Origin of the sequence: Microbacterium sp. LWO12-1.2, assembly GCF_040675875.1 — a bacterium.
Taxonomy (GTDB): Bacteria; Actinomycetota; Actinomycetes; order Actinomycetales; family Microbacteriaceae; genus Microbacterium.
Genome location: NZ_JBEGII010000001.1, coordinates 256,190 through 269,019, shown reverse-complemented (window position 1 = coordinate 269,019; position 12,830 = coordinate 256,190). Strand labels below are relative to the sequence as shown.

At 62.6% G+C, this 12,830-nt stretch carries 11 protein-coding genes; 5 read left to right on the top strand and 6 right to left on the bottom strand.

All coding sequences use genetic code 11. The annotated features are described in order from the left end of the window. Nucleotides 1–98 precede the first annotated feature (98 nt). Nucleotides 99–1,382, top strand: a complete 1,284-nt coding sequence (locus MRBLWO12_RS01355) for a nucleotide sugar dehydrogenase (protein WP_363551949.1) — start codon at nt 99–101, stop codon at nt 1,380–1,382. A 27-nt stretch (nt 1,383–1,409) separates the two neighbouring features. Here MRBLWO12_RS01355 and MRBLWO12_RS01350 read toward each other — a convergent pair whose 3' ends face one another. Beyond that, complete coding sequence (locus MRBLWO12_RS01350; RefSeq protein ID WP_363551947.1) at nt 1,410–2,579, bottom strand: glycosyltransferase; 1,170 nt, start codon at nt 2,577–2,579, stop codon at nt 1,410–1,412. Beyond that, nucleotides 2,576–3,766, bottom strand: a complete 1,191-nt coding sequence (locus MRBLWO12_RS01345) for a hypothetical protein (protein ID WP_363551945.1) — start codon at nt 3,764–3,766, stop codon at nt 2,576–2,578. The genes MRBLWO12_RS01350 and MRBLWO12_RS01345 overlap by 4 nt, the downstream gene beginning before the upstream one ends. A 322-nt stretch (nt 3,767–4,088) precedes the next feature. Between MRBLWO12_RS01345 and gmd the strand changes: the two genes are divergently transcribed. The 4 genes from gmd to MRBLWO12_RS01325 are packed head-to-tail and all read left to right on the top strand — an operon-like array spanning nt 4,089 to nt 8,660. Next, entirely contained in the window at nt 4,089–5,099 is a 1,011-nt protein-coding gene (gene gmd, locus MRBLWO12_RS01340) for a GDP-mannose 4,6-dehydratase (RefSeq protein WP_363551943.1), read from the top strand. 2 nt (nt 5,100–5,101) lie between these two features. After that, nucleotides 5,102–6,313 (top strand): glycosyltransferase, encoded by a 1,212-nt coding sequence (locus tag MRBLWO12_RS01335; protein WP_363551941.1) that lies wholly within the window; start codon nt 5,102–5,104, stop codon nt 6,311–6,313. Then, entirely contained in the window at nt 6,310–7,425 is a 1,116-nt protein-coding gene (locus MRBLWO12_RS01330) for a DegT/DnrJ/EryC1/StrS family aminotransferase (RefSeq protein ID WP_363551939.1), read from the top strand. Before MRBLWO12_RS01335 ends, MRBLWO12_RS01330 begins: the two co-directional genes overlap by 4 nt. 8 nt (nt 7,426–7,433) lie before the next feature. Continuing rightward, nucleotides 7,434–8,660: a hypothetical protein gene (locus MRBLWO12_RS01325; protein ID WP_363551937.1), complete on the top strand. Its 1,227-nt coding sequence runs from the start codon at nt 7,434–7,436 to the stop codon at nt 8,658–8,660. A 35-nt stretch (nt 8,661–8,695) separates the two neighbouring features. Here the strand turns inward: MRBLWO12_RS01325 and wecB are convergent, their stop codons facing one another. The 4 genes from wecB to MRBLWO12_RS01305 all read right to left on the bottom strand — a co-directional run bounded on the left by wecB (nt 8,696) and on the right by MRBLWO12_RS01305 (nt 12,732). Beyond that, nucleotides 8,696–9,826 carry a non-hydrolyzing UDP-N-acetylglucosamine 2-epimerase gene (gene wecB / locus MRBLWO12_RS01320; protein WP_363551935.1) on the bottom strand — a complete coding sequence of 377 codons (1,131 nt, stop codon included), beginning with the start codon at nt 9,824–9,826 and terminating at the stop codon, nt 8,696–8,698. Between the two features lie 2 nt (nt 9,827–9,828). Further along, complete coding sequence (locus MRBLWO12_RS01315; RefSeq protein ID WP_363551933.1) at nt 9,829–10,923, bottom strand: NAD-dependent epimerase/dehydratase family protein; 1,095 nt, start codon at nt 10,921–10,923, stop codon at nt 9,829–9,831. Continuing rightward, nucleotides 10,920–11,972 carry a polysaccharide biosynthesis protein gene (locus tag MRBLWO12_RS01310; RefSeq protein WP_363551931.1) on the bottom strand — a complete coding sequence of 351 codons (1,053 nt, stop codon included), beginning with the start codon at nt 11,970–11,972 and terminating at the stop codon, nt 10,920–10,922. The genes MRBLWO12_RS01315 and MRBLWO12_RS01310 overlap by 4 nt, the downstream gene beginning before the upstream one ends. Nucleotides 11,973–12,066: 94 nt before the next feature. After that, a complete protein-coding gene (locus MRBLWO12_RS01305; RefSeq protein ID WP_363551929.1) occupies nt 12,067–12,732 on the bottom strand; it encodes an acetyltransferase in 666 nt (221 codons plus the stop codon). Nucleotides 12,733–12,830: the final 98 nt, after the last annotated feature.

Below are 12,830 nucleotides of genomic sequence, written 5' to 3'. Positions count from 1 at the left end.
CACTTCGCCCACGCTGAGCGTCCAACCGACCGCCACGTGAAAGACTATGTCGTGACGATGCGAAGCATATGTCGCTATGCCCTTCGAATGGAGCCCCGATGTCGTCTGACCGTTCACGCACCGTCGTCGTTGTCGGGCAGGGCTACGTAGGCCTTCCACTCGCGATGCGCGCCGTTGAAGTGGGCTACGAGGTCTTGGGCCTCGACCTCGACGGTGTTCGAGTCGAAGCCCTGAACGCAGGCCGCTCCTTCGTGGAGGACATCGCGGGGTCAACGGTTCACGCAGCATTGGACTCAGGCAAGTACCGAGCCAGCACTGAGTATGAGCTCGCCCATAACTTCGGAGTGGCGGTCATCACTGTCCCCACTCCGCTGAAGGAGACCCTTCCGGACCTCTCCTTCATCGAATCGGCTGCACGATCTCTCGCTCCCCTTCTGACGGCGGGCGCGACGGTGATCCTCGAGTCGACGACTTACCCGGGAACGACCGAAGAGTTGCTCGTGCCTCTGCTGGAAGAAGGATCGGGCCTCAGCGCTGGGAGCGATTTCTTTGTCGGGTACAGCCCCGAGCGCATCGATCCGGGCAATCCCCGGTGGAACTTCGTCAACACCCCGAAGGTTGTGTCTGGGATCGACCCGAACTCGCTCGAGCGAATCGACGAGTTCTATTCCTCCTTGGTCGAGCGAACGGTGCCGGTATCCAGCCCGAAAGAGGCGGAACTCACGAAGCTGCTCGAGAACACGTTTCGGCACGTCAACATCGCCCTTGTGAACGAACTCGCGGTCTTCGCCGACGAGCTCGATGTCAACGTGTGGGAGTCGATCGACGCCGCCGCAACCAAGCCGTTCGGGTTCATGAAGTTCACCCCGGGGCCTGGAGTGGGCGGTCACTGTCTTCCGGTGGACCCGAGCTACCTGTCATGGCAAGTTCGCCGCACCCTGGGGAAGAGCTTCCGATTCGTCGAACTCGCAAACGACGTCAACGAGAACATGCCTGCGTATGTCGTTCAGAGAGTCATCGAGTTGCTGAACAACGAGCGCAAGTCGCTCAACGGGTCTACCGTTCTCCTCGCGGGAATCGCATACAAGAAGAACTCGGGCGATAGTCGCGAGTCACCAGCACTGCGAATCATCGAGCTCCTCAACGGATACGGTGCAATCGTTCAGGCAGCGGACCCGTTCGTCGTCGATGCCCGATGGCCCCGCAACGTCGAACGCCGCGATTTCACAGCGACAGCAGTGTCAGAGGCGGACCTCGTCATCGTGGTCACCGACCACGATGATTTCGACTACGCGTTGCTCGAGCAGCAGGCAGCCGCCGGCGACGTCATCGTGTTCGACACTCGCAACCGGATTCCGCACGCAAGCGTCCACCGCCTCTGACGTCCACCGCCTCTGAGCCCTCGGGCATCACCTGGGCGGTTCGATGAGCTCGAAAGCCGAGGCCCAGAGGTGTGGTGGGCGCGGACGAGAGAGCCACCGGTCGTATGCCGCACCGGCCGCCACACGGTGCGACATTCGCACGTCGCCTGTCGCCGCGGCGAACTGATCAATGCATCCCGACCACGACTCGGCATCCCTGTCCAGCACGAAACCGCCCCCCGCGGACAGATCCTCCGTCCACGGCGTGAACGGTGTGACCGCGACGACACACGAAGCCGACAACGCTTCCGCAATGACATGACCGAAGTTCTCCCCGGCCGTCGGCATCAGAAGGAGCTCATGCTCTTTCAATACATCGACCACGAGATCTGGTCGAACAGGACCGTGGAACTCTACGGAGACGTGGGGAGGAAGCGTCGCGACGAGCGAATCACACCGAAGCCCGTATGCGGCATCTTCTCGCGAACCGTATACATCGAGCCGGACATGTTCGGTGACGTCAGCTAGAGCTTCCAGAGCGACGTGCAAACCTTTGTGCTCGACGATTCTGCCGAGGAAAACCGCGCGAAGAGGTCCGTTGAAGCGACGCGGTCGGGATGACGATTCGGCGAGCAACGTGTCGTTCTCACGTTCGATGATGACGGCGGTATCCCCCCAGATCTGACGGAGGTCGCTCGTCTCGTGCGCAGCGGTCGAATGCCAGATGACGGCGTTGTGCAGCCGGAGCGCCCGAAAGAACCGCATATAGATGCGCTTCTTCGCTGAGCGTCGCTGAAGAGCCCCCTCGCCGAACTCGCCCCGGGGAGACAGCAGAATTCTTGCTTCACCCCAGAACCCGAGGCGCCACAAGATGAGCGGGAAGATCGTCAGCTGCGGGTTCAGGAAGCTGTTGAAATGCAGCAGTGATGGTTTCGTCCGCCGCAGCGAGACGAGTGAACGCCAATACGCGAGAGGCGATCGCATACTCGCGTAATAGACGTCGTCGCCATCTCGACGGCTCCAGCTGTTGCGGACGACCGGCATCGGCTCCGTCGCGCCGAGGTCTGTATCCTTCGTGAGAACGACCGCTCGAGCCGACGCAGGTGCAGTCGCGACGAGCGCGGCAATGGATCGGATCGGCCCGCCACCCATGAAGGCCGGTGGGTACAGCGGGGCGAATACCGCAACGGCCCTTCGCGCCTTGTCTGCCAAGGTCATCGTTGCGCTGCTCGTTCAGTCGCGGGCAGACGACGACGCCGCAAAGCTCGTTCCACGGTGAGGAAGAGCAGTATCGGGAGGAAGGAGACGAAGAACTGGATCACGCTGATGGTCCGGTCCGGGAAAGTGGAGAACCATCCCAACGGCCCAGTCAGCACAAGCGCGACCAACACGATGCGCGTCACCGTGAGCCTATTGCCACCCCGTAGCGTGATCGACAGGAACAACGCCCAGAATGCGTACCAGAAGACGACATACAGCGGTCCCCCAAGAACATAGGCAGTCGTCACGGGCAGGAAGGAATAGCCGGATGTGGAGCTTCCTCCGAGATAGACATTGATCTTGATACCCGTAGAGATCGTTGGCCTGTCCGGGTCCAGGAATCGAGGTATCAGACCGAATCGGACCATCTCAGCCGGTCCCGGTTGTCCAAGATCGAGTGGCACCTCCTGAATCTCGGCGGCACGCGCAACCTGTTGGTCAAGGCGAAGTCGATCGAAGGCACCCACGTCAGCGCTGACCGAGACACCGCTCGATTGCCGAGCATCGTTACGTATGTCATATACGAGCGGCCACACGAGAAGCACCGCGATGACTGCGACGATCGCAGACCGGATCCGGATCATGCCGAAGAGCAACAACACCATCATCAGGCTGGTCGCGAAAGCCATCAGAGTCGCCGTGATCGCAGTGAGATACGACTCGATGAGCTGGCCGAAAGTGATCGCAGCGATCCACAGCCAAAATCGTCGGCCGGTGATCTGTCCGGCGAGCCGTGCTGCCAGCAGGAGTGCAACGCCGATGACCGGCCAGCCACCCACGAGGGCCGTCGCCATCGAGAGCGGGGCCGACACGACGAGCAGGCCGACCTGAGACTGAATCGATCCGATACCGACAGCTGCCGACAAGACCCCGACTACCGCTCCCACAGTGGAGACGAAATAGGCCGACCGCCGAAGGCCGGGCCCGTACTCGTTGAGCCGTGATCTCGCGCCCTCTGCGGCGACATCTCCCGCTCCCCGTGTGTGTCCGCGCTTCGATGCTCGGATGAGATCGATGAAGATCTCAACGAAGAGGCTGGCGCAGATGGCGATCGCGAAGACTCCGAAAATGAAGCCGGTGTGCTCGTTTTCATTCCACAACGCCTGCGGGAGGATCAGAACCAGATAGGGCATTGCGAGAGCCACGGATACCGGATAGCGACGAAAAAGTCGCTCGAAGGCACCCGCGGGCCGAACAGCCGAGTCCGATGAGGACGGCGTCGAACGGTCCGAGCGTCGCGGACCCGATCCGCGCAGCCCAGAAGTTGTCTTCATCAACGAAACCTGTCGTTTATCGTGCAGGAGATTTCATCTGCCACAGGATGTGTCATACATCGTCATCCGACTGTGAAGCTCAGCCGACCGATGGCGTCCCTGGCGACTCGAATTTTCTGTCACGCTCTAGGATAGTCAAGATCCGCGCTCTCCCCACCGCGGACACCACCACGACTATTGATCGAGGACTGGAATGAAGAAGGCGCTCGTCACAGGCACGACCGGACAAGATGGCAGCTACCTGGTTGAGCTCCTTCTCCAGAAGGGCTATGAGGTTCACGGCACGAAGCGTCGCTCGTCCTCTTTCAACACCTCACGACTCGAAGACGTTGCTCGGACCGACGGGCACCGCCCCTCGGATCTCGTTCTGCACTATGCAGACCTTTCTGATTCCGGTTCTCTGACGAACCTCATCCGAGATGTGCAGCCCGACGAGATCTACAACCTCGGAGCCCAGAGCCACGTCGCCGTCTCTTTCGAGATTCCTGAGTACACGGCCGATGTCACCGGCGTATCGACGATCCGCCTGCTCGAGGCGATTCGGGCAAGTGGTGTCGACACGCGTTTCTATCAAGCCTCGTCGTCTGAGATGTTCGGCTCGACACCCCCTCCGCAGAACGAAGACACTCCGTTCCACCCGCGTAGCCCCTACGGGTGCGCAAAGGTGTTCAGCTACTGGGCGACCGTGAACTATCGCGAGGCCTACGGCATCCATGCCTCGAACGGCATCCTGTTCAACCACGAAAGCCCTCGCCGCGGCGAGACGTTCGTGACTCGCAAGATCACGCGGGCGGTGGCGCGTATCGTCGAGGGAGTCCAGGATCGCCTCGTGCTCGGCAACCTCGACGCGGTCCGCGACTGGGGATTCGCGCCCGAGTATGTCGAAGCCATGTGGCGCATGCTGCAGCAGGACACCGCGGACGACTATGTGATCGCGACCGGCGAGGCGCACACGGTTCGCGAGTTCGTGGAGGCGGCGTTCGGTCGGGTGAACCTGAACTGGGAAGACTACGTCAGTACAGATCCCCGGTACGAACGTCCTTCTGAGGTGGACGCGTTGATCGGCGACTATTCGAAGGCTGAGCGTCAGCTCGGATGGACACCCAGCACCACCTTCTCCGGGCTCGTTCATCGGATGGTTGATGCCGATCTGCAGCAGGTACGCGATGAGAAGGCCGGCAAGCATGTGCGGGTGGACATCTGAGCGTGCCCTCCACGCAGATGGACCCGCTGACGGAAGCTGTCACGCTTGACTTCACCTCGGTCAGTCCGACATCGGGCGGTGTCGGAGTCGTCGCGGCTGGCGTCGCCGAAGGCCTCGCCGCTTCAGGCGTGCCGATGCGTTGTCTCGTCAATGAGGATGCCTACCCGGCATGGTCGTTGCAGCTCCCAGAATTGGCAGACAAGCTTGTACCGATCAGCGTGCGTCTGAGCGCGACCAGCGCCTGGCAGCAGGCCCTCCGCCGATTGGTTCCCCGATCGTCGCGTTCAATACAGCATCTGATCGGACGTGTTCGGACGATCAGAGCGCGCTCGACCTCTCATGCTGTCGGGCACGGCGTCGTCTGGCAGCCCTTTCACCGTGTGCCGATCACCGGCGCGAACAGCGTCGTGACCGTGCACGATCTTCGTGTCTTCGAGCCCGAGCTTGCATCCCCGATGGATCAGGACATCATCACCGAGAACGTCCGCAAAGCTGGCGCGGTCATCTGCAGCTGGGCGCATCCGCACGACAGCCTGCTGCAACGCTTCCCAGAAGCGGCGAGCAAGACGTTCCTGATCCCGCTCCCCGTGCTCAACACCGGCGAATGGACCGATCGGGCTGCGCCGAACGATCGCGCGCTCCGACTGTTGCTGCCGGGCTTCGTCACCCCACACAAGAACCATGAGCTTCTCATCCGAGCCCTTCCCCAGCTGCCCGTTGCCCGCGCGGTCTTCACTGGTTCAGAGGATGGGAAGCACGGCGACTACCTCCGGTCGCTTGCCGACGAGCTCAAGGTCGGCGACCGGATCGAGTGGCTCGGCTTCGTCGACACAACGCGATTGGAGCTCGAGTACGCAGCGGCGGACTTGCTCGTGATGCCGACAAGGTGGGAAGCAGCGAGCGGCCCCGTCTTCGAGGCGATTGTCCGGGGGCTGCCTTTCGTCGCCAGCAGGATCCCTCCGATCACTGCTCAGCTCGACACGCTCGGCCTCGATTCTCCGACGTTCGATTGCGATTCTCCGGACGAACTGGTCGCCGCGATTCGGGCCGCCGTCGACGGCTTCGACACCTTCGTGGATTCGCTTCGCCCCCTGAGCGCAGAGCTTCGCGACCGCACCTGGAAGCAGATGGCCCAGGAGTACAACAGCGTGTTTGCCTGGTCCCTCGGACGGGGCGACAAGCCAGAGCATCTCATGAGAGGCAACCACGCATGATTCCCGTATCGGAGCCAGACCTCGGCCCCCTCGAGCGAGAATACCTCCTCGATGCCTTTGACAGCGGGTGGATCTCATCACGCGGAGAATACGTTGAGCGAGCCGAAAGGCAACTCGGATCGCTGACCGGCGCACCGTACGCCGCTGTGTGCAACAACGGGACAACCGCTTTGCATCTCGCGCTCCTCGCCGCTGGCGTATCCCGCGGAGACGAAGTGATCATTCCGAGCCTGACCTACGTCGCGACCCTCAACGCGGTCTACTACGTCGATGCGGTTCCTGTGATCGTCGACGTTCTGGACAGCACCTGGTGCATCGACCCGGCCGCAGTCGAAGCGGCGATCACCTCCCGGACGACAGCGATCCTCGCTGTCGATCTGTATGGCCAGACGGCGGACTACGTCGCCCTTCGTCGGATCGCGGATGAGCACGGCCTCCTCCTGATCGCTGACGCAGCCGAGTCTCTCGGCGCCACATTGCACAGCGCTGCAGCCGGATCACTCGCCGACATCAGCACTTTCTCCTTCTTCGGGAACAAAGTCATCACCAGCGGCGAAGGCGGCGCAGTCACCACCAACCGTGAGGACTTCCACACGCGTGTTCAGCAGTTGCGCAATCAGGGCAATCACGCGACTCAGCGCTACTTCCACGAGGTCGTGGGCTTCAATTACCGAATGACGAACATCGCTGCGGCGATCCTCACCGCTCAGCTCGAGCGTGCGGGTGAACTGATCACTCAGCGCCGACGAGTCGTAGACGACTACGAACGACTTCTCGGGCCCGACCCACGCCTGCAGCCTCAACAGATCGCGACGGGCGCTGTGCCGACGCCCTGGATCTATTCCGTGCGCATCACGGGCGCATCCGGCGCGGAACGCGACCGGGTCATCGATGCTCTGGCCTCTCAAGGGATCGAATCTCGGCCCGTCTTCCCCCTGGTCCAAGACATGCCGTTCGTCCCGGCGAACCAGCGCGCTTCCACTCCGATCGCGGAGAAGATCTCAAGGGAGGGAATCAGCCTGCCGACCTACCCGCGACTCTCCGGGGACGACATCGCGACAGTGTGCGTGGCACTCAGAGGAGCGGTACCGCCAACCTCGCTCGTCGGGTAGGGGCCGTGGTGCGCAAAGGACTGGTTTCCGCGCTCGCTCGAAGCAAGCGGCTTTCCTTCGCTGTCGTCGGCAACGGATTCGCGAGCCTGGCAAGTCTCGCGCTCTCGGTCGCCATCGCGCGCGCATCGTCCGTCGCCGTGTTCGCTGCGTTCTCGATCGCGATGGTCGCCTACCTCTTCGGGTCAGGACTGATTCGTTCTGCGTTGACCGACTCCGCACTCTCGCGCCCGACCGATCGCGACACATATGTTCGGAGCTTCCAGAGAGCTTCGCTTGTTTCCCTGTTCGGCGCTGCCGTTCTGATCGCCTGGGGAATCCTTGCAGATAACGCCTTCCTCATCGTGCTCGGCATCGCTTTCCACGGCCTCTTGAGCTTCGATTTCATCAGAACATTCGATTCAGCTGCTGGAGTGGCGGGTCGCGCGATGACATCCACGACGATCTGGTCGATGCTGACGGTCGGCGCATCGATCATGTCGATCGCGGGTGTCCTCGATGCCCGCATGGTCTTTGTCGTCTGGGCGGCGACCGGAGCGCTCAGCGGCTACGCTCTCATGCTGGCTGCACGGACTCCGCTGGTCCCGAAGTGGACTCGGCACCGCGAGGACACTCGAGTCGCGGGACTCTTCGCGCTCGATTTCGCTGTGGGTTCGGGCGGTTCGCTCCTTACCACGGGCCTGTTGGGACTTCTCGACAATGCGCGTATCCTCGGTGCCGTACGCGGTGCCGGCACGCTACTCGGTCCCCTCAATCTGGTATCGACAACCGTTCGATCGCTCCTGCTGCCGTTCCTCTCCCGACGGAACAACTCCTCGGGCGGACAGATCCGAGCCGCTCTGCGTGTTGCCGTACTCCAAGTGGTGTTCCTGCTGCCCTTCTTGGTCGGGCTTCAGCTCCTCCCGGCTTCGTGGGGGCGGCAGATCCTCGGAGAGACCTGGGACCTCGCCAGTCTCGCGTTGCTGCCGCTCAGCCTCGAAGCGGTGCTCGCGCTCATCAGCGCGGTTGCAAACTCTGGACATCGAGTCGCTTTCGCCGGCGCGAGAAGCCTCACCCTTCGACTGTCAGTCGGCCTACCGAGACCATTCGTGGTACTCCTCTGCGCACAGGTCTGGGGGATTCAAGGCGCCGCGTGGTCGATGGCAGCCCTCGCAGCGCTGAATGCTCTTCTCTGGTGGGGAAGCTACTACGATCTGTCCCGGCGAGCGCGCACGGAATCCTCCCCCGACGTAGGGTGAGGCGTCTGCAAGGCCACCTGGCTGCGGAACTCCCCTCAGCTCTCCGGGCCGATCAGCCCCAGCCGCCGGCGGTGTGAGGGAACGGTGCCGTGCACGAAGTTCACGACTCGCTGCGCGGTGTCGTCAATCTGGTAATCCGCAGGCGTGTAGGAAGGACGCTTTTGCTCGAGCACGACTCGGACAGCCGCGAGCACTCGCGCAGGTTCAATCCCGGCGGTGATGATCGCGCCGGTGTCGACCGATTCGGGGCGCTCGATGAAGTCGCGTAGGGTCACCGCAGGGAACCCGAGCAGACTCGACTCCTCACTTATGGTGCCGCTGTCCGAGAGGACGAGCTTCGACTCCAACTGCAACTTACAGTAGTCATGGAATCCGAACGGAGGGTGGAACCGGACGTTTTCGCTCTCCGCGATGCCGAGACCCTCGAGACGCTTACGAGTGCGCGGGTGTGTCGAGACCAGAACGGGAAGACCGTATTCCTCGCCTAGCGCCTGCAGCGCATTCACGGCCGACCGCAACCGCCCCGGGTTGTCGACGTTCTCCTCGCGGTGCAAGCTGACCAGGAAGTACTCCCCCGGCGTGAGACCGACGCGCTCGACGGCCGAGCTCGCCTCGATCTGCTCGCGGTTCTGCTCCAGCACCTCGCGCATCGGCGAGCCCGTGAGCAGGATTCTGGAAGGGTGAAGCCCCTCCGCAAGGAGGTTGCGACGCGCGTGCTCGGTATAGACGAGGTTGTAGTCGGCGACGTGGTCGACCAAGCGCCGATTGGTCTCCTCCGGGACGTTCTCATCGAACGAGCGGTTGCCGGCCTCCATATGGAAGACGGGGATCTTCATGCGCTTGGCAATGACAGCCGAGATACAGCTGTTGGTGTCGCCAAGAATGAGGAATGCGTCGGGCCGCTCGGCGAGAAGAACCTCTTCTGTCTTCGCGAGGATGGAGCCCAACGCGGTGCCCAGCGATGACGTGTCGGCATTGAGGAAGTAGTCGGGACGGCGAAGCCCCAGATCTTCGAAGAACACCTCATTGAGCTCGTAGTCATAGTTCTGGCCCGTGTGCACCAGAACCTGCTCGGTGTGCTCATCGAGCAGCTTGATCGTCGCGGAGAGGCGGATGATCTCCGGCCTGGTTCCGACGACCGTCATCACTTTAAGCTTGTCGGCCATAGTCACACTGCCTCGGCAATCGTGTCGGGGTTCACAGGATCGAAGATGTCATTGGTCCAGAACGAGGTGTAGAGCACGTCGTCACCGATGTTCGTGATGTTGTGGGCCCACATCGTCGGCATGTCGACAGCGCCTGGCGCGTCACCGGAGACCTCGAAGGACACGACGTCCTCAGAGTACAGGCGCCGCAACGCGATACGGGCTCGGCCTTGGAGTACGGTGAATCGCTCGATCTTGCGCCGGTGATAGTGATCCCCACGAGTGACGCCGGGAACCGTCGTAGAGAACGAGGACTGCCCCGGACCGCCGTGCGAGCGGATGATCTCGAAGAATGATCCGCGAGGATCGGCGTGACGAGCCAGATCGACGGGGGCCTGAGCCGGGAAAGTGTATGAACGATACGTGTTGAAGAGGTCACGGTCGAACGTGTCAGCGACGCTCGGTATCTCGCCGCGACGGTAGAGCTCGGCATATCCCTGGAGACGTGAGAGCACGCCCGACACCGTCTCGGCCCGCTGCAGACGGCCGAGGGAGTCCTGAGGCGCAAACCCTGTGAGCAGGTCGACGGCGTTCTGCGCATGCAGGAGCGTGAGTTCCTTGTCGTTCTCGACGGTCGGGGTCTCGCCTGCGGCGACGAGGTGGCTGAATGTCGCGGTGACCGAGTTGTAGAACGGACGACCATGCTCCCCGAAGAGATTCGGCAACTGGACATCGATGAAATCGGCGCCGATGTCCGAAGCGGCGGAAGCGAGGATTTCAGCGCCACGCGCCTTGGACTCGCCGTACACGGACCCGTTTGTGGATTGCGTCGAGTTCGCATAGACGACCACGGGTGGCGGCGTCACCGCGGCGCGCAGCGCGGACGCCAGCTGTTCGGCGAACCCGATGTTCCCCGCCGTGACCTCCTCGTCGCTCCCGCGATTCATGCCAGCGATGTGGATGGCGCGCGCCGCGCCATCCACATCGGCCGTCGCCTGTGCAAGGTCGAAACCCGCACCGACCGCGATCGGATCGACGACGATGCCTGATTCCTGTGCGGCACCGCGCAGGTGCCATCCGAGGAACCCTCGGGCACCGGTGACAGCGAAGCGGGTCACGATCCCGAGACCGCCGTTTCGGGGAGACCCGCCTGCCGCAGCTCGGCACGCACCTCGGGCAGAGTCAGCAGCAACTCCTCCACCTCACCCACCGACATCTGCTGCACGGTGTGCGAGTCGTAGTCCTCGAAGCGGCTCTGGCCGACGTTGCCCTCCTCGAAGTAGACGCTGTAGTTCAGATCGCGGTTATCGGCAACGACCCGGAAGTACTCACCCATGTCGCGCGCGCGAGCCAGCTCCTCACGAGTGGCGAGCGCCTCGGAGAGCTTCTCCGCGTGGCGGGTGCCAATCACGTCCACCTTCGCGTCGGAGTGGAACAGGTTGATCGTCGCCTGGGCCAACGTACCGATCGATGTCGCTTTCGCCTTGCGCACGAAGAGATCGCCCTGCTCCGCGTTGCGGAATGCGAACTCCACGAGGTCGACCGAGTGCGCGAGAGACATCATGAAGCGCGTCATCTCGGGATTGGTCACGGTGATGTTGTTGCCAGCCTTGATCTGGCGGATGAACAGGGGAATGACCGAGCCCCGCGAGTACATCACGTTGCCGTAGCGGACGCACGAGACGGTGGTGTCGGTGTTCGGGTTGTTGAGGCCGTGGGATTGCGCGACCTTCTCCATGAGCGCCTTCGACATTCCCATCGCGTTCACTGGGTACACGGCTTTGTCGGTGCTGAGCGCGACGACGGATTTGACGCCGTTGCGGTCGGCGGCACGCACGACGTTCTCGCTGCCGTGCACGTTGGTGCGCACGGCTTCCATCGGGAAGAACTCGCACGATGGAACCTGCTTGAGCGCTGCGGCGTGGAAGACGAAATCGACGTCGCGCGTCGCCCGTTCCACGCTGTCGTAGTCGCGCACGTCTCCGACGTAGAACCGCAGACGCGCGTCGGGGATCTCATGACGCATCAGATCCTGCTTGGCCTCGTCTCGGCTGAAGATCCGGATCTCGGAGACATCGCGCTCAAGCAGCTTCTTCGCGACGGTATGACCGAATGAACCGGTCCCCCCTGTCACCAAGACCCTCGCTCCGTCATATGACTTGCTCATAGTGAACTACTCGCTTCCTGTGCAGCTGCCGTCAGCCGCTCTTCGATGCTGGAGATGCCCGATTCGTGCGACGCGAAGGTCACGATGTGCGCTCTCATGATGCTTCTCCACGAGTGATCTCGCGAGCGGGGACTCCCACCACGACTCGGCGAGGTGAGACATCTCTGGTGACACAAGCCGACGCCCCCACCGTGGCCCCGGCGCCCACAGCGAGCCCCTGCAACACCACTGAACCGGCACCGAGAAGAACACCGACCTCGACCGTGACGTTGCCTGACACAATCGCCCCGGGGTTCACCGACACGAAGTCCGACAGCACGGCATCATGCCCGATGACACTCGCGGGGTTCAGATGCACGTGATCACCGATCGTGACGTTCGTCGAGATCTGCACCCCAGCAGTGACGACAACACCCTGCCCGATCCGGGCCTGGGATCCGATGGTGGCTCTCGGGTGGATCAGAGTCGCCGCACGTAGTCCAGCATCGGCGAACCTGTCAGCGACACTTCGACGAATGGCAGGATCGCCGATTGCGACGACGTACAGCTCGTCTTTCGCAGCTCCCGAGAGCCACTCCGCGTCGGTGCCGAGGTAAGGAATCCTTCGCGCCCTCAGCTGATCGAGATCGGCGTCCCTGGGAGCGGCATCGAGGACACCCAGTGCCTCGAACGGCTCTCCTGCGGCGATGAGCGCCTCGAGCACATCGAGCGTCTCACGCCCGAAACCGCCGCCCCCGACGACCACGACACGCTCAGTCATTGCCCTCACCGAACCTTCTCATCGTGACAGGCCTGCCTGCGCTGAGCGCGACGACGGGCCTGACCCCGTCGCGTTCGGCTGCGCGCACCGCGTTCCCG